Source organism: Parapedobacter indicus (assembly GCF_900113765.1).
GTDB classification, from domain to species: Bacteria; Bacteroidota; Bacteroidia; order Sphingobacteriales; family Sphingobacteriaceae; genus Parapedobacter; species Parapedobacter indicus.
The window spans coordinates 730,773-752,854 of record NZ_FOQO01000002.1 but is presented as its reverse complement, the minus strand read 5'-3'; the positions used below and the strand labels follow the sequence as shown (position 1 = coordinate 752,854).

The following is a 22,082-nucleotide window of genomic DNA, read 5'->3' as shown; positions in this document are numbered from 1 at the left end:
ACATAGCGTAGTTATGAAACGATATATAAAATACACATGGGCCGGGTTATTTTTGGTGGTTGCGGCTGCCCACACCGGCTGTGAAAAAATGCTAGCAGAAGATCCAAAAACGGTGCTTAGCCCAGGAGGTATTCTTACTAATCCGGACGGCTATGAGGCGGTTGCGAAAGGTATGTATGCTTCTTTTCCAATGTATGTGACATTTACACACGAACTGATCGCTGATATTTACCGCGCACCGGATGCAGGCGTGGAGCAGGCGCTGCCGATCTATAACAACAATCCTACGCCTTCGTATTACAATGCACGGGATGCCTGGAACGGTCCCTATGGAGTGATCAAAAACGCGAATTTCCTGCTTGAATACTTGCCGGAAGCGCCGCTTGACGACACCAAGCGTGCACAGCTGACCGCCGAGGCACGGTTTCTCCGGGCATACGCATTTTTCGACCTGGTGCAACTTTTTGGCGATGTACCGATGCCAACCAAGGTGGCTCCTAGCTACGCCGAGCTTCAACTGCCCCGCACGCCGCAAGGAGAAGTGTATAACCTGATCGTGGATGACCTGCTTTTCGCAGAGTCGAATCTGCCGGATGTAGGCCCCCAAGAGGGGCGCGTATACAAAGCGGTGGCCACGGCATTGCTGGCCCGGGTATACCTTACGATGGCCGGAAACCCGCTCAACCTGACGGATTATTATACACAAGCACGCGACAAGGCCCTAGCGGTAATCGGTGATGGCCGCTTTGCACTGCTGGATGATTATACGGCGGTATTCCATAACGAAGCATACACCTCCGAATCGATCTGGGAACGGCAATATGTGCCGGGAAGAGGCGGTAATGGCCTGCACAATACGATGTGTACAGCAGAAGGTTACCGCCCTGTACTGATGCCCACAGATGCTTTTGTCAGCAGTTTCCCCAACGGCGATCGACGGAAAACCTGGGGTATACAGCAAAACTACGCAGCACCCAACGGCCCCCTGCGGTTGCCTTTTTTTCAGAAATTCGTGGATACCGACTTGATTGACCGTGGAGTGGGGCCCTCACAGGCGATGGTCTCCTGGTCGCGGCCGATCATTCGGCTGGCTGAAATGTACTTGATTGCGGCGGAGGCTGAAAACGAAATCAATGGCCCGGCAGATGCGTATCGCTACATCAACAAAATCCGCGAAAGGGCACGTTTGGATAAGGGCAATGCTTCTCACGTGCCGGATCTGGCCGGATTGACCAAAGAACAGTTTCGCGAGGCGGTAATCAACGAACGGAATTGGGAACTGCATGCAGAAGGACTGGGCTGGCAAACCATGAAACGAACCAATACGTTTAGCCGGATACAGGAAGCTAGGGGCAGTTCGTTGAATGTACCGATTGGACCTTACAACCAAACTTGGTTGATTCCGGTGGAAGAAATCACGACAAATAACATCCCGCAGAATCCGTTGTACCAATAAATGAAATCCCATGAACGATACGATTTTTATGTACGGTGTAATACGACTGCGGCAGATGATGTGGATCTGCGGTGTGTGGGTCCTGGCCTCGTGCGGTACCGACGTAACCACCTACTACGTGGCACCCACAGGTGCCGAAACGGCAGCTGGCACGAAAGACCACCCGTTTGGCTCGTTGGCAACTGCCAAGCGTGCGGTGGCCGAAGAAAAGGCATCGGGAAACACGAATCGGTTTGACATCGTAATGCTTCCGGGGACCTATTTCTTGTCCGAACCGCTGGTTTTTGGGCCTGAAGAGTCGGGAACGCCCGATGCACCCTATACAATCCGGGCGGAAGAAGGGGGCAGTGTGGTGCTAAGCGCCGGTGCGCCGTTGCAACTCAGCTGGCAAAAACAGGGTGACCATATTTGGAAAGCTCACGTGCAGACAGTGGATTCGATCGAAAGCTTATATGCAGGAGGGAAGGCACTAACCCGGGCGCGCTATCCCAACCGAGCGGAAGGCGTATATCCCTTCGGCGGGTTTGCGGCGGATGCGCTGGCGCCCGAACGTGTGGTCCGTTGGGCAAACCCCGAAGGGGGATACATTCATGCCATGCACAGCGGCAGGTGGGGCGGCATGCATTACCGCATCACCGGCAAAGACGCAACCGGCATGCCTACCTACGTGGGTGGATGGCAAAACAACCGGCCCAGTGCAATGCATCCCACCATGCGCTTTGTGGAGAATATCGCCGAGGAACTCGACGCGCCGGGCGAATGGTACTTTGACCGGGCGGAACGGATGCTCTATTACCTCCCTGAAGAAGGCGAGCAGATCGATGAAATGGACTTCATTGCAGCACAGTTGGAATCGGTGATTCAGTTAAAAGGGAATGAAGAGCATCCGGTTACGGACATTTTCTTTGAAGGACTCACCTTCCAGCATACAGTGCCGACGTTTATGAAAACGCAGGAACAGCTCATGCGAAGCGATTGGAGCATCTACCGCAACGGAGCAGTGCTGTTTGATGGCACCGAGCGGTGCGGTATACACAACGCCACATTCAGCCTGCTGGGAGGGAACGCGGTATTTGTGAGCAACTACAACAGGCAAGTCGACATCACGGGAAACCTCATCGAACACATCGGTGGGAGTGGCATTGCCTTCGTGGGGAACGCCGCGGCGGCACGTTCGCCATCCTTCCGCTACGAGGAGTACGTGCCCGCCAACGAGATAGATACCATCGCCGGCCCGAAGAGCGAAGCGTACCCGGCGGATTGTATCGCGGAAGACAACCTCATTCGCTACATCGGTACCATTGAAAAACAGGTAGCTGGGATACAAATCCAACTGGCTGCCCGCATCGGTGTGCGCCATAATACAATTTATCAGGTGCCGCGCGCCGGAATCAACATCGGCGACGGTGCCTGGGGCGGCCATGTCATCGAATACAATGATGTTTTCCAGACGGTGCTGGAAACAGGTGACCACGGCGCGTTCAACTCCTGGGGTCGCGACCGTTTCTGGCACCCAAACAGGGCGGTAATGGACAGCCTGGTAAAGGTACACCCGGAATGGATTTTACTGGATGCGGTAGAGACAACGGTGATCCGCAACAACCGTTTCCGGTGCGACCATGGGTGGGATGTTGATTTGGATGACGGGTCGAGCAACTATCAAATCTATAACAACCTCTGCCTGGCCGGCGGACTGAAACTCCGGGAGGGGTTCTACCGGAAGGTGTATAATAATATTTTAGTAAACAATGGCTTTCATCCGCACGTGTGGTTTGAAAATAGCCACGACGTCTTCACCCGTAATATCGTGATGACCGCCCATCAACAGATTCAGGTAAACCATTGGGGCGATACAGTAGATCACAATTTTTTTGTGGACAGCACAGACCTGGAGGCAACCCAAAAGTATGGCATCGAACGCAACGGCGTGGTGGGCGATCCACGGTTTGTGGATGCAGCAGCCGGGAATTTTACCTTGGGAAAAGATGCTGATTTTTTGGCGGATGGGTTTGTGAATATACCGATGAACGAATTCGGCGTAGTAGCCGACCGCCTGAAAGCCTTAGCCGATGCGCCGGAAATTTCGCCGCTCGCGATAGGAAGTTCCCTAGCTGCGGGCGAAGTAATACAATGGTACGGCGGCAAGCTGAAAAATGTAGAGACTCTGGGAGAGCAATCGGCTGCAGGTTTGGCGGAGGTTGCCGGAGTGCTACTATTGGAAGTGCCTGCCGGATCTCCCTTGGCACGTGCCGGAATACAGCCGGGAGATGTGATCTTGGCTTGTGAGGATACTCCTACGGAAGACGTGCTTGCCCTTCGGAAAGCGGAGGCATCACACAAATGGAAAGGCCGCCTGCTGCTGGATATATGGCGGAACCAACAACGTAATCGGGTGGAATTGCCGCTGGAATAACTTTCGTTGCATACTAGTTTCCTAAAATTGTGTTAACTTAGGAGGGCATCAATAACCCATACCTATGAAAACCGATAGGAAACGCCTCACATGGCTATGGCTGGCTATATGCTTGCTGGGAACACAGGTGGTATCCGCGCAGGTGGATGAAACTACAGGCTTAAAACGGTTGCTGGAAAGGATTACGGACAGCACGGCGTATGTAGACGCATTGAACCGCTTGGCGATGATTTCGTACGAAACAAGCGCAGATACCACTTTTTACTATGCCGTCCGTGCTCGCAAGATAGCGGACCGCCTGGATTACGACAAGGGAAAAGCGGATGCGCTCAACAACCTGGGAGTAGTATACGACATCAAAGGAAACCAACAGCTTGCCTTGAAATACTATAACGATGCACACCAGGCATACACCCAATTGGATGACTCGGCCAACCAAGTGCAGACCGCCATGAACATCGGGGGCGTATATAAACAGCTGGGAAAAGACCAACGCTCTCTTGAGCACTTCAAATCGGCACTCAAAATCGGGCACCAGCTTTCCAACGATTCGATCTTGTCTTTGGTGATGTATAATTACCTGCTGTTGTTTCCAGACCGAATTCCGCATGGGGAGAAGCAAAGGTACATTCAGGAGGCAAAGGCCATAGCAACCCGATACAACGATGTGCGAGTGCTGATCGCATTGGATCACCTGAGTGCGACAGAATTGATTGAGCAGGGCAATCGGCAAAGAGGTGTCGCCCTGTGGGATAGTGTCATTAACAGGGCAATCCAGAAACAGCTTTACTACGTGAGCATGGACATGCTGGTGGGAATAGCAGACTACTTCGCGCCGGATCATGGGGATCGGGCCGTAGCATATTACCGGCGCGGGTTAGAGATCGCAAGAGGTCATCAGTACCTATTTTATAGTCAGCTATTTGCCCGGAAACTATTTGACTTGCATACAGCGCACAACGAGCAACAAGAAGCGGCAACCTATAGTCAGTTGCTCATTCGTTTGTTTGATGAACAGGAGCGACTGGATAACAGTGCGGGCATTGATTACCTGGATTATGCCATCAAAGAGCAGCAACTGGAGCGACTGGCTGAAAGATCCAGGTATCAAACGTTCTTTCTGGCACTGGCGGTGCTGGGATGTGTGCTGGCGGCTGGAATCATTGTGGTTATCCGGCGGACACTGAAGATATCCCGACAATTGAACGCACAGATCGTCGAACAGAACCAGCAGATGCAAATCACATTAAACGTACTGGAGCAAAGCCAGGCCGAGAACGGTAGGATGATGCGTATTGTGGCACATGACCTACGCAATCCCATCGGAGCAATCGGCTCCGCTGCATCGCTAATACTTGATGCAGACAATCTGCCAACCAACGAACAGAAAATGCTTGAGCTGATCCATAAATCGGCAACAGATTCCCTGGAATTGGTAAATGACCTCCTGCATACGCATAAACATACCGATGATATGCCTAAGGACACCGTAGATCTCGACCGGCTGCTTCTTTATTGCATAGACCAGATGTCAACTAAAGCGGCTGCAAAGAATCAGCTTATCACGTTGCATAGCCAACCGTGCGCCATTACGGCCAACCGTGAGAAACTTTGGTGTGTTTTCAATAACCTAATCGGAAACGCCGTCAAATTCAGTCCCCACGGCGAACGGATTTCAGTGTCGCTTGAGGCAAATCTGGACTATGTCCACATTTCCGTCCAAGACCGAGGTATCGGCATACCGCAACATTTGCATACCAAGGTATTCGATATGCTTACCCCTGCACAGCGCCCGGGTACTGCGGGCGAACAACCATTTGGTTTGGGATTGGCTATTTCTAAACAAATAGTGGAGGCGCATGGCGGCCGGATGTGGTTTGAAAGTGATCCGGAGCGGACACGGGGTACTACATTCGTTGTCGAACTGCCGCGCTGATTGGGGAGTTTGCTGGAAAGTGGTGGTCCCCCCATAGGGTATCTTATTTTGTTGGATGGTAGGTGTCGGCAGATTTTTTTGTTTCTTTGAACAATGAGAATTTCAAGTAGCCTAATTGGTCTGATAGTCGGTTTGATCGGAACTATGAGCACGCAGATAGTCGTTGCGCAAGCGGTGGAAAATGTACTGGACCATCCGAAACTTCGCGATGGATTGCCGCATTTTTTTTCAAGGCTGGAAGCGGGGGATTCCGTAACGATTGCTTTTCTTGGCGGTAGTATCACCGCGGCTGCTGAAGGTTGGCGCGATCAGACGATTACCTGGTTACAGCACCGTTTTGCAGCGGCAACGATCAAGCAAGTCAACGCTGGTGTGGGCGGTACAGGGTCTGACCTGGGTGTGTTCCGGTTAAAAAAGGATGTGCTGGTGCATGCGCCGGATCTGGTATACGTGGAATTTGCCGTGAATGACAACGGCAAATCGCAGGAAATCGTCCGCCGGGCGATGGAAGGTGTTGTGCGGCAGGTCCGGGCGGCAAATCCGAGCGCCGACATCTGCTTTGTATATACGCTAACGGCGGATATGGCGCCCGTATTGGGCGAAGGACGGCTGACCAACACGATTGAAAACATGGAACGTATTGCTGACCATTACGGCCTGCCGTCCGTATTTATGGGACGTGAGGTGATTCGGAAATTCCGAAACAATACGCTTGTTTTCCGCGGTGAGTTGGATGAATATCCCGGAAAAATGGTGTTCTCAAAAGATGGGGTACATCCCTATCCGGCAACGGGACATCGGCTATATACCAACGAGCTGACCCACACCATGCTTGCACTGCAACCGGTAGGGAAACCAACCGTTCGGGAGTTGCCAATGGCGTTGGACCCTTCCAATTGGGAGGATGCGACCCTGGTTACACCGGATGAGCTGATCCAGCAGGGCCATTGGGAACAAATTGCCGACTCGGATACCATCCTGCCAGCATACCTGAAAAAAGCATTTCCACAGTTACTGCGGGGTGCAGCGGATGATCAACCCACTGCATCGATAACGTTCGAAGGCCGAGCCGTTGGGTTATATGACATCGTCGGACCGGGAACAGGACAATTAGCTATTTATATTGATGGGCAACTGGTAGAAAAAAGAACACGTTTCGATAGGTATGCCACGTACTATCGTCCGCAGTATTTCCTGCTTCCTGAAATTCCGGCAGGCAAACACACGGTACGTTTTCGTGTTCTGCACGAATCGATAGATAAGGTTGGAATTTTGGGCGACAAAGCTCTCGCGGAAGGCGAGCGGCAAGCTTATGAACGTGCCGATGTTTATATTGGCTATGTGATGCTGTTGGGTGGCTTAACTCAGTAGCTACCTTAAGAGAATAAGTGGCTCAAGGCTTTGAAACTAGCCAACGCCGGATGTTCGGTTTGGCGATGGTGGGCCATGACAATTTCGGTGTAGACGGGGATGTCCGCCAGTTCGGTGAATTGTAATTTCAAATAGGGGTATTGATGCCGGATGGATGACGGGACCAGCGCAATGCCAAGTCCACTTTCAACGAGGCTAAGGATGGAGTGCATGTTATTGCATTCATGCATTACTTGTGGGGTAAAGCCCAGTCGCTGACAGCACGTAATAAATTGCTGGTGATAGTACGGGGCGTACCTGCTGTTATAGGAAATGAACGGTGCATCTGCTAAGTCGGTCATCCGCAAGGTGTAAGAGCCGCTGGCTCCGCAAACCAATGTGAAGTGGTCCTGCCGCAGGGAAATAATTTCTAACTGTATGGAAGTGACCGGTGCACGGAGAATTCCGATATCCAACTTGCCTGCTTCCAGGGCTTTTACCTGCTTGGCGGTAGAAAGCTCATAGAGACGGGTTTTCAGTAACGGATATTGATGGTTCAGTTGTTGCAGGACCTTGGCCAGGGAAGTCAACGGCGTGGAACTGATATAGCCGATCTGAAAATCACCGCTTACCGATTCGTGGATCTGTCTGACCACTTGTTTGCTGCGGTCCAATTGCTGGATGAGCGATTCGCATTGACCCAGAAAAAAATGTCCGGCATCGGTCAGTATAACTCGTTTATTGTTCCGGTGAAACAACACGGCACCTAATTCTTTTTCCAATTCTTTGATTTGCCGGGTAAGGGGCGGTTGTGAAATATGTAACTGCTCTGCCGCTTTAGTGAAGTGTAATAACTCGGCCACGGCTTTAAAATAAATGAGGTGTCGTAGTTCCATGATACTTCAAAGGTATTAATAATTGCAATTATTAGTATTTTTAAAGTATTACTTGAACCTATAGATTTGTACACAAACAACGATAGCAATGGAAAATTTTTCAGACAAATCGACCGTACAGGAAATTAAAGCGCGTTTTGATACCGACGTGGACCGTTTTTCAAATTTGGAAACGGGGCAACAGACCACTATCGATGCATCCTTTAGCATGGAACTGATCGTCGACAGCATCATGGCTTATTCGCCTAATTTGAAAACGGTGTTGGACGTAGGCTGCGGTGCGGGAAATTATACCCTTAAGCTGTTGTCCCGAAAGGCACCGCTGGATTGCACCTTGTTAGATCTTAGCCAACCTATGCTTGATCGTGCGAAAGAGCGTATTGCGGCGGTAAATACCGGAGCCATTACCCTCATGCAGGATGACATCCGTACAGCAAACCTACCGGAGAATCACTATTGCACCATCATGGCTGCGGCGGTATTGCATCACCTGCGCGACGACAGCGATTGGGAAGCGGTATTTTCCAAGTTGTACCGCCTGCTGAAGCCCGGCGGCAGCCTGTGGATTACGGATTTGGTTGTTCAGGAAACGCCGGCTATTCAGCAACTGGTGTACCGCGAGCGCTATGGAAGTTATTTAGCCGGATTGAAAGACGAAGCGTACCGTGACGGCGTATTTGCCTATATTGAAAAGGAGGACAGTCCGCGCTCGGTGAATTTTCAATTCAAACTGTTGGAGAAAGTAGGGTTCCGCAGCGTCGAACTCCTCCATAAACACCTGTGCTTTGCTGCTTTCGGGGCCATTAAATAGCTTCCATCCGCTTCCGGATCAGTTGGCTATCCAACGGGTTCTGGGCGAGGGATAAAGCCTCCTCATAGGCTGCACGCGCCCGGGTTGTATTTCCGGCACGCTGGTAAACATGCGCCTTCGTTGCGGCAAGAAGAAATGCGATTCCGGGAGTTCCATCCACGGCGATGGTTTCCAACTCGGTAATAACCGGAAGCGGCCCAATGGCGTAGCTTTTGGCAATAAGCCGGTTCAGACGGATGAGTGTGGAGGCAGGTTCCAGGTTTTCCAGCAGTTGATACAGGTGGTGGATGGCTTTCCAGTCGGTTGCTTCGAAATCAGGCGCTGCACAATGGTGCGACGCGATCAATGCTTCCAGGTAATAGTTGCCTGCATAGCCGCTGTGCTGTGCCTGGTCAAGGTACCGGAATCCTTCCGCGATCAACTGCTGATCCCATAGCGAACGGTTCTGGTCTTCCAGCGGTATCCAGTCGCCATAGGCCACCAACCGCGCCGGAAAGCGTGCAACACCGAAAAACATCAACACCAGCAGCGCATCCACTTCGGCTTCGGCAGGCGCCGCGGTGTGCAATAACTTCGCGAGGCGCAGGGCTTCATAGCAGAGGTCGAAGTCGATACCCTTGGCATTACGCGTCGCTTTATATCCTTCGTTGAATACGAGGTAAAGGATGGTACAGACGGTGGGCGACTGCCGGGCAGCGTCTGCTAGGTTCAGTTGGCGCAGGTTGGGCGTTTTTTGCCGCAGCAATGCTTTGCTGCGCTGCACGGCCTTTTTGACAGCTTCTGTTTTCATTTGCAAGGCATTGGCGAGTTCAGGTATTCCAAAGCCGCAGAGGATGTGCAACGTGATGATGATGCGGTCGCGCTCGCCGAGTGCCGGATGGCAGCACGCCACCAATAATTGGAGCTGGCCGTCGGTGTTTGCCTCATCAGCCGGCCAGGGATCCGGATCGGTTGTCGATACGTCGTGCAGCAGCGCTTCAGTGTCGCCCACGTGATGGTGCCGCGAGGCATGTTTCAGGGCGTTGATCAGCTTGTTGCGGGCCACCCGCGAAAGCCATGCGCGCGGATGGTGGGGAGGACCGTGATAACGCCAGTGTGTCAAGGCGGTCTCAAACGTATCCTGTACCGCATCCAGAATAGCATCCAGGTGCTCCATGCCATACACCCGGGCGAGGGATGCTACCATCCTGCCCGAGTGTTCACGGAAAAAGTGCGCCGCAAGCTGTCCGCTCGTGTCCATGGGTTGATCAATCTTCCATGGGCATGATTTCGCGCACTTCCACCGCGCGGTCCCAATCCAGATCGGGATTTCCCTTGGCAATCTCGATGGCCTCTTCCAACGATTCGGCCAACAGGATGTAATAGCCGCTGACGCATTCCTTGCCTTCCAGGAAAGGACCATCGGATACGATCCGCTGCTTGCCACGGATATGGGCGCCGCCGGCTTCCAAGGGCTGCGCCTCTTTAAATTGTCCTTTTTCCGTAAGCTCTTCTACCCAACGGTAATGCTTCTCGATACAGGCTTGCATTTCTTCCGCCGATAATTCACCGTAGTTGGCGTCTTCGCGGATCAACATCAAAAATTCTTTCATCTGAAAATAATTTTGTTTTTAATTTTTGTTTATACCCCAGACAATCGGCGCTTGCTTTTGGGGACAATTATTTTTTAATCCTCCCGGCTACCGTCGTCGGCCATGCGCACAAGCCGGGGTGTGAACGTAGCCAGCACAGCTACCAAATCGGTCTGGGCAGCCATTACGGTGTGGATATCCTTATAAGCCATGGGAGCTTCATCGAGCCCGGCACCTACCAACGTGACACCGTGTTGCTTCAGCTGTGCCCTCATGGTTTCGTGGCTGATGGTCTTAATGGCCTGTGTACGGCTCATTTGCCGTCCTGCTCCGTGCGATGCGGAGTTGATGGACGCTGTTTCACCCTTGCCCCGTACCAGGAAGCCCGGTGCAGTCATGGAGCCGGGAATGATGCCCAGCACATCCTTGCCCGCAGGGGTGGCTCCCTTGCGGTGTACGATCACCTCCTGCCCATTCCATTGTTCTTTCCACGCAAAGTTATGGTGGTTTTCTACCTTGGCCAGTACTTCCGCTCCCAGTGCTGCCGCCATCTTGCGGTGGATGACCTCGTGGTTGGCCGAGGCGTAGTCGCCCGCCAAGGTCATCGCTTGCCAGTATTCTTGTCCGGCTTCGGAATCCAGTCCGAGGTACGCCAGATTTTGCGCTTCATATGGCAGCCGGCACAGCTCTTTGGCCAGCTTGGTGTAGTGACCGGCCAGCGTGGCACCCAATCCCCGTGAACCGGAGTGGGAGAGGAGCGCTACGTACGTTCCGGCGGGTACACCCAGGGCAGGGTCGCCTTCCGCGAATTCGATGATGCCAAATTCCACGAAGTGGTTGCCGCCGCCGGAAGTGCCCAATTGCGCCCAGGCCTTGTCTTTCAGGTCGGCTACGAACGGATTCATGCCAAAGGCTGCGTCGGTCAGCACAGCATGATCGGCCCGCTCATCGGGCTTGAAGCCATGCCCTGCGCCGAAACGTGTCTGGGCAATCAGCTCCCGCTTGAACTGTGCCTGGTTTGTCTCGAAAAAAGCCTTGGGGATGTCATAGATAGACAACGCCATGCGGCAACCGATATCCACACCCACGCCGTAGGGAATGACGGCATTCTCCACCGCCAGCACGCCGCCGATGGGCAGGCCATACCCCTGGTGCGCATCGGGCATCAGCGCGCCCGCTACAGTTACCGGCAGTTGCATGGCTACGGCCATTTGCGTGCGTGCACCGGCTTCAATGTGCGATTCGCCGTAGATAGCATAATCGGCACCGGCATCCCGCAGGGGAATATAAGCATCTTCGGGAATGCTGGCTTCATCGATGAGGGCAGCCGCTAGTTTGCTACACACGGCGTCTGTCAAATAGGCTTCGGGTGTAGCCAGCACGTCCGCGAGCTGGGCAAGCAACACTTCTTTGCCAAGGTGCTCATGCTTGTGTGCGACGCGGAGGGCGATGCCGAAGGCACGGCCGGGTGTATATCCGAGAGACATCAGCTCTTCGCTATTGATTAGGTAATTTGTCGATGTATTCATTTTTGTTGACTCTTTTGACAGTTAAACCTTGCCGAGCGCAAACTCCCTCGGCAAGGTACGTGATTTTAATTATTTGGAAAACAACTCCTTCAACTGCCCGACGATGTTTCCACCACCCGAGAGGGTGATCTCACCGATTTTTTCGGCGATTTTCTCCACATGTTCCATCTCTTTCATTTTCCAGAGCATAGCGTTGTCTTCCATCAGCTTCGCTGTATTCAGCAGGCTGCGCATCGCGGCGGTTTCCTCCCTGCGGGTGATGCCGTTGGCTTGGGCGCGCTTTTCGGCCACCAGCACCTGATTCATGATCTCCTTCACGTCACCCGGCAGGATGATGTCCTTCACGCCGCAGTCGACAAGCCGTACCCCAAGGGCTTCGGCTTTGTCCATGCAGGCAGTTTTTACCGCATTGCCGATTCCCTGCTTGCCTTCCATCAGCTCGTCGAAGCCCTTGTTGGAAATCAGCTCGCGCAGGGCCAGTTGCACCAGCACATAGAGCTGTTTTTCAAACTCTTTGTTTTGCACTACGGCTTTCACCAGATCCACTACCTGATAGGTGAGCGTGAAGTTAATGCGCAGCTGTGCCTTGTCCTTGGTCAGGATCTCTTGTCCGAGGATCTCCATACCCAGTTGGCGCATATCCGTCTTCGTTACCGCAATGGTCGTGCTGTTTTTCCAGTACACATAGGTGCCCGGTTCCAGCACGCGGTCAAACTTGCCGTCTACAAACAAGAGCCCCTTTTCGAAGGATTCGACCGTATAAGCTCGCACATATTGATAGAGCGGCTGCCTACCCAGCAGGTTGCGGTCAATCGCTCCGTCGATTTCCAGCTCCGCGGTTTCGGTACGGATGAAACGGTAGCCGCCCACATCTTTCCAGAAGGCATATTTGCCCGCAGTGAGCACAGTGGCAAAGCGTTGGTCCTGGTAAACGAGCACCAGTTCATTGTCGGCCACGTCCACCACTTCCAGCAAGGAGGCCAGCGGTTCGTAGGCAAGTAGCGTGCGTAGGTCCTGCTCCGGCGCAAATGCCTTGGTCATATCGAAACGTTGTACGCGCTCTCCCCAGAAAAGCCAGTGGGAGCCCTTGCCCAGTACGCGTTTCAATTCACCATTCCTGAAAACCAGACCAACCGTGTTGGTAGTGATGTTTACCTTTTCCATCGTGTTATTGTTTAAAAATTAATCCATTCGTTTAAATAAAGTTGGGCATGCCGGGATTTCCCGTCGCTGCGGCGGAGCCGGACGCGGCGCTGGCGTATCTCCGTTCTGTGGGCATTCTCCCCGTTCGCCGGCATGTCCCTGCCCGTAGGCAGGGCGGCTGGCATGACGGGGCGGTAGCCGTCCAGACCGGGGCCTCTTCCTTCGTTGCCCGGCTGCAGGCCCAACGGCGGTTGCGGTGCCCGAATGGTACCACGGATGCCGTGCCTGCCCAACTTTCTGCTGTGGGAAATTTGAAAAGTATCCCTTCTTTGCATGTACCAATTTTGCGATTCCAAACCTAACTTGGAAGCAGGACTCGAACCTGCATGGGAGTTGTGCTCTAACCACTGAGCTATACCGGCTTGGCCGGCAGTGGGAGTCGAACCCACGACACCAACGTAATAAAAACAACCTTTGCTTCCCTCGGCCAGTATATGGACCACCAGTGGTGGCCACACCGCTACGCCATTTGAAACGTGTGCCCCAGGGCCTCGTGTCAACTCAGGTCGTTGTCAAAGAACAAATTGTCATCTGCTGACGGTACAAAGATGCACCCAGTACTGCGCAGTGATTTTGCGTAGTTTGGAACGGGTGGGTAATTTTGTTATAAGTGATTGTATAATAGTATTATAAAATTATTTTCCTGTCGGATTATTCGAATGGTAATTATAACTGCGCAATTGTATTGCGTAGTTATCGGCGGAACGATTATATTTGAACCGCGAAAGATCAACACCAACTGCTATGGCAACAAACAAACTTGCCCTCATCCGTTATAAAACCATCGACAATTGCCTGCGTAATCGCTATCGCAAGTGGACACTGGAGAACCTGATTGAAAAGGTTTCCGATGCGCTATATGAATATGAAGGTATCAAGGATGGGGTAAGCAAACGTACTATCCAGGCTGATATTCAGTTGATGCGGAGTGATAAGCTGGGATACAATGCACCCATCGTGGTCAATGATCGGAAATACTATGCCTACGCCGATCCGGATTACAGCATCTCTAATTCGCCCATCAACGATGCAGATATGGAAAAAATGCGGGAAGTGGTATCGGTACTGCGCCAGCTGAACGGATTTCAGTACTTCGAAGAGATGAGCGATCTGGTGGCCCGGCTGGAAAATACCCTGCAACAACGCACTACCGGCGGGCACAGCCATATCCAATTCGAGGGCAATGGCCAGCTGAAAGGGCTTCACTTCATTACCCCCCTGCATCAGGCGATCCTTCGTAAGGTGCCGTTGCTCATTGAGTACCAATCTTTCAAGGCTGCGGTGCCTACGCAGGGTGTCTATTATCCCTACCTGCTGAAAGAATACCGTAACCGCTGGTTTCTTATCGCCCGGCCGAAGAAGGGAAAGGTGTTGGCAACGCTGGCATTGGATCGCATCGTAGAGGTACAGGAAATGGCTGCCAATGGGTTTGTGGAGTATGACGGGGTGGATTTTGAGCGATACTATGCCGACACGGTCGGTGTAACTAAATCAGGACGTGACCGCGGAAGGAAGATTGTTTTATGGGTACATCCCCGCCATGTGCCTTATGTATTGACGAAACCACTGCATGCATCGCAGGAGTTGTTGAAACACGATGAAACCGGTGCCATTATCTGTATTTGCGTAGTGCTCAACTTCGAATTGGAACGGGAGCTATTAGGCTTTGGTGAAACCCTGAAGGTGCTGTCGCCGCGTGATCTGCAGCGACGCATCACCCGGCGCATTGGGCAGATGCAGGCGTTGTACGACGAGACTAGACTAATGGCTGAAACTTCGGATAAACCGCTCGTAACCCTGCCGCAGTAATGCCAGTTTGGAATTAAACAAGGAGAATTGTACCATTGTTAACCGTATTATCTTTTTGTTAAAAAACAGATAAGCTTGGAGAGGCAGTGATCTTTCTTCCTGCTTTGTGATATATTCGCGACCAATGAATGCCGGGGATTACCATCATTTGAGTTTATTAAAGAAAGGTCGCCAACAGGGCCTGCGGTATTTTATGCAGCGGCATATGCGAGCACTTACCTACTTCGCCCAGAATTTGGTGAACGATACGGCTGTCGCGGAAGAAATTGTTCAGGATTGCTTCGTGAAGGTTTGGGAATCGCGTGAGCGATTTGTGTCGATTGAAAACATAAAGGCCTTTCTCTATATCGCAACGCGCAATGCATGTATTAACCATTTAAATGCGTCTGCTACGAAGCGCCAGGCGCAATCCGAGGAACTATCGGAAGGCCTCCCGATACCCGATAACGACATACTCACCAGGATGATCCACGCAGAGACTATAACGCGTATCCATGCGGAACTGGATCGGCTACCACCACAACAAGCTACGGTTTTCCGGCTCAGTTATTTCGAAGGTTTCACGACCGACGAAATCTGCCGGACGCTGGGCATCAGCAACAACGCCGTATTCCTCGCCCGCTCAAGGGCTACACAAGCCCTACGGCTGATTTTTAAGGGTAAGGGCTTGCCTTATCTGTTGTTCATTTTTTTTATTTTCTGAGGGTTAGCTAAACATAATAAAAAAAAGTCATTTTTTGTGACAGGTTCTTTCGGCTTTCTTGTATCTATTAATAGATAGGAAAAAGAGAGCATGCCGTTGCCTGAAGATATACCCACATTGATTCTGAAAAAACTTCAGGAGCGCATTACGCCCGAAGAAGCATCCCGGTTGGAGGCGTGGGTGGCAGCCGATCCGGCCAACCGTGCGCTATTAGATCGTTTGCTGGATGAGGAAGCCCTTATGGCCGACACCAAAACGTTTGACGAGCTTTGGGGAAGTGAAAATGGCGTCGCACGATTCGACCGCATGGAAGAGGCTGTATTGGCGAAAACCGCTGCGACGATGGCGAAATTTGGCCGCCCGTGGCTGCGATATGTTGCCGCGGCTGCGATTATGCCGTTGATGATTACCGCTTGGCTATTGCTCGATCATCACATGCGCTCATCCGTTGACCAAACGCTTGTTGCTGCCCAAATAGCTGATATCCCGCCGGGAAGAAATCGAGCTATGTTGACCCTTCCCGATGGTCAGACGGTTACACTGGATGAATCGCAGCATGGTATTTTGGTCAGCGATACATTGAGGTATGCCGATGGCAGTGAAGTGCTGTCCACCGCCGGGAAGTATCCATCATCGGACGTCTCGGAACCGATGGTCATTTCCGTACCCCGTGGCGGTCAGTATCAGATCACGCTTTCGGACGGAACCAATATATGGCTTAATGCCGGGTCCACATTGCGTTACCCAAGTAAATTTGGAGCAGGCGACCGCGTGGTAACGTTTGAAGGTGAAGGTTATTTCGTCGTCGCGCACGACAGTAACAGGCCTTTTAAAATAGTGAACCAACGGCAGACGATTGAAGTGCTGGGTACAGCATTCAACTTTAGTGCCTACCCGGATGAATCCGAAGCTCGGACAACACTTGTAGCAGGAAAGGTACTCATAAATTATGGAAACTCCCTCAACCGTGAGTATATACCGCTTGTCCTGTCACCCGGCCAGCAGGCGGTGGTCAACGGATCATCCGGGCGTGTTGAAACGGTAGACACCGGTGCCTTTACGGCTTGGAAAGATGGATTTTTTTATTTCGATGGAGACTCGCCGGAAAGCGCATTCGCGCAACTGTGCCGATGGTACGACTTGGAGTTGGTTTACCCGCACAAAATACCCAATGTGGAATTCTATGGCAAGATTGAACGGAATAAATCGTTGGGAGCGATCTTGAAAATACTGGAAAAGGCCGGATTGGAATTTCAGGTTATCCCGCGAGAAGCGGGATATCAACTCATCATTAACAGTGAGGAGTAAAATAGCCGCATAGCATATGTAACCAAAATAAATAACCGATTAAATTGAGCGTAATGAAAGAGACAGTTCCTGAATAACCCTTTAGAAACAGCAATAAAAAAGCCGGATGGTGTTAGCAGCACCATCCAGCCGATATGTCTGGACCGTTGTATGCCAGCGTATTGCTACGTGGAGTTTAACCAATTTTACTATCCAAACATCCAAATATATGAGTTTTTTACAACTTGTGATGGGAGATACTTGTCCCATACGATACCGGTTCATCCTGATTATGAAGATAACGGTTTTTATTACACTGGCATTGGTCCTGCAAGCTACAGCGGAAACCAAAGCGCAGAAAATCACGTTGACAGCGCGTGGTATGACGCTTCAGGAAGTCATGAATACCATACAGCATCAGCAAGGATATTCATTCTTTTTTCTGGGCGACCAAATAGCCCAAACGCGTATTGATGCCGAGGTAAAACAGGCAGATTTGGTCGATGCAATGGCTGTTATATTAGCCAAAAAAAATCTTGATTGGTATGTCGAAGACCGTACGATTATCATCACGCGTTCAAATCGCCAACAGTCACGTACTAATCCTACTGTATCAGAACCCCAAACCTTCGCGCAAAACGCCGTTGTCGGGCGGGTTACCGATGGGGAAGGGAGGCCGCTCGACGGGGTAACGGTCCGGGTGAAAGGCACTTCCGTCGCGACTACAACCGATACCAATGGGCAATATACGCTTACTATTCCCGAAGGAGGCACTGTAATTTCCTATTCAATTGTCGGATTTGAGGCCGTTGAACAAACGATCGATAGCCGAATGAGGATAGATGTTTCGCTGCAGGCGACTGTCAGCGATCTGAATGAGGTCGTAGTGATTGGGTACGGTACCATGAAGCGCAGCGACCTGACCGGCTCGGTTACCGATATTTCGGCAGAAAAGCTGGGCGATCAGCCCGTCACTTCGATCGATCAGCAATTGGTAGGCAGGATAGCCGGGGTGCAGATCCAGCAGGGGTCCGGTGCGCCCGGTGTCGGTACGTCTATCCGGATCCGTGGAGCCGGCTCGCTGGGTGCGGGCAATGAACCGCTCTATGTCATTGATGGCATGCCCTACTCATCGTCTACCAATTTCGATCTGAACCCGCTTTCATTTATCAATCCTGCCGATATCGAGAACATATCGGTGTTGAAAGATGCGTCTTCCACTGCTATTTATGGCTCGCGGGGAGCCAATGGGGTTATTTTGATTACCACCAGGAATGCTGGAAAAGAGACGGATGAGATCAACATTTCCGCCTATGTCGGTGTCAATCAGATTCCGCAGCGGGGCCGGCCGGAGATGATGAACGCGCAGGATTTCGCGATTTACCAGCGTGACCGGATCGCGGCAGGTGTACGGCAGCGGCTGAACCGCGAACCTGTTGAGTCTGATTACCCCGTAATTTACCAAAACGTAGAAAACATCGGAGAAGGGACCAATTGGTACGATCTGATCCTGCGTGATGCCGTGGTGCAGAATTATACGGTTGATTTACAGAAATCAATGGATCGTTCGAGGTTTTACCTCGGTTTTGGTTATTACGATCAGGATGGCGTGGTTTATAACTCCGGATTCAAACGCTTTTCTACGAATTTCAACTACACCTATAAATTCAATGACAAGATACAGATCGATGCCTCGTTACGACCTTCTTACGTCGATCAGGATCGTATAGCAAGTGGTGGAAGTCGCAGCGAGGCCATGAGCATCGCACTGTGGGCTCCTCCCAACATGGATGCCTATGACGAGATGGGGAACCTGATTCCCTTTATCCAGATGCCAGCCAACGTCTATGCATCTAATCCATGGAGTTTCCCCAATCCGCTATTTATGTTGGAAGAAACCAGCAGCAGATATAATGAGCTCCGTAACTTGGGGAATGTTGCCTTTCAATGGGACATCATTCCCGGGCTTCGATTTCGGACGGCTTTGAGTACCATATACAATACCACCAATAACAATGTGTTCGTGCCAAGCACGGTCGGCTCGCCCAATGCAGCGCCGCGCGACGGGTCCGCAACGGCGGGCCGTGTACGTGCGGGAAGCTTTAATTGGCTGGTGGAAAATACGCTGAATTATCAACAAGCGTTTGGTAACCACGTTGTTTCCGGCTTATTGGGCTACACAACACAAAAGAGCAGGGCAAGATCGCTCAATCTCAACGCGGGTCCTTTTGCCAATGACCTCATCGAAACGATCAATGCCGCGCCTGGAATTACTTCTTGGGGTGAAAGCATCAATGAATGGAGCATGATTTCCTACTTAGGGAGGGTCAACTATACGTACAACGATAGGTATCTGTTTACAGCGACGCTTCGCAGCGACGGATCGTCGCGGTTCGGTACGAACAACCGCTTTGCCCTGTTTCCGTCGGCGGCGGTTGCCTGGCGCGTATCGGAAGAGGACTTCCTAAAGGATGTCAGCGCAATAGACCAATTGAAGCTACGGGCGTCTTATGGTCGAAGCGGTAACAATAACATCGGAAACTATTCGCATCTTTCGTCCGTCAATGCCACGCAGTATGTCTTCAACAATAAAACGGTATCTGCGGCTACAATCAGTCTTTCCAATCCAGATTTGGGATGGGAGGAGTCGGAGCAAATCGACGCTGGATTGGATTTGAACCTGTTGAATAACCGGATTTCCTTTACTGCCGATCTCTATCGGCGCCGGAGTGTAAGAATGCTGCTTAACGACTATATCCCAACGATTACAGGGTTTTCCACGCAGTTGGTAAACAAGGGAACCGTGGAAAATAAAGGGGTCGAACTGGCCATCGATGCTATTCCGTTTCAAGGGGCATTTACGTGGAATCTGGGCTTTAACATCGCGTTTAACCGCAATAAGATTATAGCCACCAACGAGAATAACGACCCCATTCTCTCGGGCAGCGTCGACGGGCGCGCCTCCAATTATTCCGAAGTCGGGAAGCCAATCGGTATGTTCTATGGCTTTATCCTCGATGGCGTTTATTCGCAAGCGGATATTGACAATCCTGAAGTTCCAAAATACCCCGGTGCTACCGCAGGATGGCCTAAATACCGGGACCTCGACGGCGATGGCTCCGTTACAGAGATATTGGACTACACGACATTGGGCAGCCCGCATCCTGCCTTTACATTTGGCTTCTCGAGTACGATGACTTATCGTGATGTTGATTTTTCCATTGCTTTAAACGGGCGCCAGGGCGGGTATATCATGAACGGTGTCCGGCAAACGACCGATAATTTGCAGGGGTTGTTTAATATCGGGAAAGAATGGGTGAATCGCTGGCGTGGCCCGGATAACCCCGGTGATGGGATGCACGCGGCCGGTCCACAGATTGTTCACCGTGTGAATACCTTGTGGTTGGAGGATGCATCGTATCTACGCGTCACGAATCTATCCCTGGGTTACACTTTGCCCACAGGACTGTTTAGCGGAACAACCACTTTTAAACGTTTTCGGGTGTACGTAAGCGCACAAAACCTGTTGACCTTGACTGATTATAAGGGGGCAAATCCGGAGGGGCAAGCGTCAAACGTGGATGATACGCTCTCCCCGGGTTTTGATTTCAATGCCTATCCGATTCCCCGTATTATTACCGCTGGCCTAAATGTTAAATTCTAATCTGCAAAATCATGAGAATTCGTCCAATCATATTCGCCCTGGCGCTGCTATCTGTTTCATGTTCTAATGAGTTTCTGGACCTCTATCCGGAGACGGGCCTCAACGAATCCAATTTTTACCAATCTGACGAGGAGTTTATCTTACTGGTCAACGCAGGTTACATTCCCCTGCGAAATCTGGGGAAAACGGTGAACTGGGATATCAACGAGGTAAAATCAGACAACATGACCACGCAAGCCCTGAATACCAACATTGAGCAATCGCGGAGCGATGGGTTTACATTAAGTCCTGCCAGCATCACGCATGAGAGCTTCTGGAGTAATTCCTATACCGGGATATACAATTGCAACACCGCTATTCGGGCTTTGGAGACGCTGGAACATGTCTGGTCAACGCCAAATCTGGAAAACCGATCGCTTGGCGAGGTGTACTTTCTACGTGCGTTGTATTATTTCGATCTCGTACGTCAGTTTGGAGGGGTACCGCTGGTTACCAAAGAGGTCACGGGCCAAGAGGCGGTGGGTATCAAGCGTTCGCCCGTTGAAGCAGTTTATGCGCAAATTGTCTCAGACCTCGAAACCGCCATCGGATATCTCGGTAATATCGGCGATACGGAAGAACTGGGACGGGCAAATATAGGAGCTGCCCAAGCCTTATTGGGTAAAGTTTACCTGACCAGTAAAAATTATGCCGCTGCCGAGCAACACTTGCATGCCGTCATTCAATCAGGCCGCCATGGATTGCTACCTGATTATGTGGATGTATTTGACCCCATGAATAAGGATTATTATGAAACGCTGTTTTCCATCCAGTATTCGGAAAGTGCATCGGCGTTGGCCAATACGTTTATCTTCTTCAATGCGCCTGCCACGTCCGCTGGTGAGGTGACGGGCCGGCCGAATGTCGCGCTGCCAGTGGGCAGTTCAATACGGCCCACTGCCGAACTTTTGGAGGCCTTTGAGGACGGCGACAAGCGATACGAAGTATCCATCGGTAAGTGGGTCGGCCCAGATTTGAACGGCATAGATGATGAGTTTTTTTACTGTGCCAAATACAAAGGTCCGCAGAGCGCGACGTTGGGGTGGAGCGGTGATAATTTTCCCATCCTCCGTTATTCCGATGTACTGCTGATGTATGCGGAAGTACTCAACGAACAGGGGCGCACCGACGAAGCAATTCCTTTTGTGGAACAGGTACGGTTTCGTGCCGGATTGATGGACGATCTATCGGGCTTAACCAAAGCCCAATTGACATCGTTGATTGAACAGGAGCGGCAAGTGGAATTCTGCTTCGAGAACCAGCGTTGGTATGATTTGTTGCGTACCGACCGTGCCCTGGAGGTATTAAGGGCTCAGGGGAAAAATATTCAACCTTTTCATCTGCTGGCCCCGATTCCTGCGGAGCAGATATTAATAAATCAGCTCGAACAGAATCCAGATTATTAAATTAGAAAA

Annotated in this window: 16 protein-coding genes; 11 read left to right on the top strand and 5 right to left on the bottom strand. The window is 51.5% G+C overall.

Features of this window, described 5'->3' with window-relative positions:
* Positions 1 to 13 precede the first annotated feature (13 nt).
* The 4 genes from BMZ56_RS06595 (at position 14) to BMZ56_RS06580 (ending at position 7,176) form a co-directional block, all read left to right on the top strand.
* Complete coding sequence (locus tag BMZ56_RS06595; protein ID WP_090625729.1) at positions 14 to 1,456, top strand: RagB/SusD family nutrient uptake outer membrane protein; 1,443 nt, start codon at positions 14 to 16, stop codon at positions 1,454 to 1,456.
* A gap of 10 nt (positions 1,457 to 1,466) precedes the next feature.
* Complete coding sequence (locus BMZ56_RS06590; RefSeq protein WP_090625726.1) at positions 1,467 to 3,869, top strand: PDZ domain-containing protein; 2,403 nt, start codon at positions 1,467 to 1,469, stop codon at positions 3,867 to 3,869.
* Between the two features lie 64 nt (positions 3,870 to 3,933).
* The gene (locus tag BMZ56_RS06585) at positions 3,934 to 5,805 is read left to right on the top strand and encodes a tetratricopeptide repeat-containing sensor histidine kinase (protein ID WP_090625724.1); all 1,872 of its coding nucleotides are present in this window, start codon (positions 3,934 to 3,936) and stop codon (positions 5,803 to 5,805) included.
* A gap of 144 nt (positions 5,806 to 5,949) precedes the next feature.
* On the top strand, positions 5,950 to 7,176 hold the full coding sequence (locus tag BMZ56_RS06580; RefSeq protein WP_177195061.1) for an SGNH/GDSL hydrolase family protein: 1,227 nt from the start codon (positions 5,950 to 5,952) through the stop codon (positions 7,174 to 7,176).
* 5 nt (positions 7,177 to 7,181) lie between these two features.
* On the opposite strand, the gene BMZ56_RS06575 is transcribed toward BMZ56_RS06580, so the two are convergent.
* Positions 7,182 to 8,051 (bottom strand): LysR family transcriptional regulator, encoded by an 870-nt coding sequence (locus BMZ56_RS06575; protein WP_090625721.1) that lies wholly within the window; start codon positions 8,049 to 8,051, stop codon positions 7,182 to 7,184.
* Positions 8,052 to 8,139: 88 nt separating this feature from the next.
* Between BMZ56_RS06575 and BMZ56_RS06570 the strand changes: the two genes are divergently transcribed.
* Positions 8,140 to 8,862, top strand: a complete 723-nt coding sequence (locus tag BMZ56_RS06570; RefSeq protein ID WP_090625720.1) for a class I SAM-dependent methyltransferase — start codon at positions 8,140 to 8,142, stop codon at positions 8,860 to 8,862.
* Here the strand turns inward: BMZ56_RS06570 and BMZ56_RS06565 are convergent.
* The 4 genes from BMZ56_RS06565 to BMZ56_RS06550 all read right to left on the bottom strand — a co-directional run bounded on the left by BMZ56_RS06565 (position 8,855) and on the right by BMZ56_RS06550 (position 13,126).
* Entirely contained in the window at positions 8,855 to 10,102 is a 1,248-nt protein-coding gene (locus tag BMZ56_RS06565) for an RNA polymerase sigma factor (RefSeq protein ID WP_090625718.1), read from the bottom strand. The two genes, BMZ56_RS06570 and BMZ56_RS06565, sit on opposite strands and share 8 nt — an antisense overlap.
* Before the next feature lie 7 nt (positions 10,103 to 10,109).
* Complete coding sequence (locus tag BMZ56_RS06560; protein ID WP_090625716.1) at positions 10,110 to 10,454, bottom strand: YciI family protein; 345 nt, start codon at positions 10,452 to 10,454, stop codon at positions 10,110 to 10,112.
* A gap of 74 nt (positions 10,455 to 10,528) precedes the next feature.
* Positions 10,529 to 11,962 carry an RtcB family protein gene (locus BMZ56_RS06555; protein WP_090625714.1) on the bottom strand — a complete coding sequence of 478 codons (1,434 nt, stop codon included), beginning with the start codon at positions 11,960 to 11,962 and terminating at the stop codon, positions 10,529 to 10,531.
* Between the two features lie 69 nt (positions 11,963 to 12,031).
* The gene (locus BMZ56_RS06550) at positions 12,032 to 13,126 is read right to left on the bottom strand and encodes a slipin family protein (RefSeq protein ID WP_090625711.1); all 1,095 of its coding nucleotides are present in this window, start codon (positions 13,124 to 13,126) and stop codon (positions 12,032 to 12,034) included.
* 47 nt (positions 13,127 to 13,173) lie between these two features.
* On the opposite strand from BMZ56_RS06550, the gene BMZ56_RS25400 reads away from it, so the two are divergent.
* From BMZ56_RS25400 to BMZ56_RS06520, 6 genes are all read left to right on the top strand, one after another.
* On the top strand, positions 13,174 to 13,467 hold the full coding sequence (locus tag BMZ56_RS25400; RefSeq protein WP_143072862.1) for a hypothetical protein: 294 nt from the start codon (positions 13,174 to 13,176) through the stop codon (positions 13,465 to 13,467).
* Between the two features lie 442 nt (positions 13,468 to 13,909).
* Positions 13,910 to 14,974 (top strand): helix-turn-helix transcriptional regulator, encoded by a 1,065-nt coding sequence (locus tag BMZ56_RS06540; protein ID WP_090625707.1) that lies wholly within the window; start codon positions 13,910 to 13,912, stop codon positions 14,972 to 14,974.
* Between the two features lie 124 nt (positions 14,975 to 15,098).
* Complete coding sequence (locus BMZ56_RS06535) at positions 15,099 to 15,677, top strand: RNA polymerase sigma factor (RefSeq protein WP_090625704.1); 579 nt, start codon at positions 15,099 to 15,101, stop codon at positions 15,675 to 15,677.
* Positions 15,678 to 15,767: 90 nt separating this feature from the next.
* Entirely contained in the window at positions 15,768 to 16,985 is a 1,218-nt protein-coding gene (locus tag BMZ56_RS06530) for a FecR family protein (RefSeq protein ID WP_090625701.1), read from the top strand.
* A 208-nt stretch (positions 16,986 to 17,193) separates the two neighbouring features.
* Positions 17,194 to 20,628, top strand: coding sequence for a SusC/RagA family TonB-linked outer membrane protein (locus tag BMZ56_RS06525; protein ID WP_177195060.1), 3,435 nt, complete (start codon positions 17,194 to 17,196; stop codon positions 20,626 to 20,628).
* A gap of 11 nt (positions 20,629 to 20,639) precedes the next feature.
* Positions 20,640 to 22,073, top strand: coding sequence for a RagB/SusD family nutrient uptake outer membrane protein (locus BMZ56_RS06520; protein ID WP_218146482.1), 1,434 nt, complete (start codon positions 20,640 to 20,642; stop codon positions 22,071 to 22,073).
* The last annotated feature ends 9 nt before the right edge of the window (positions 22,074 to 22,082 follow it).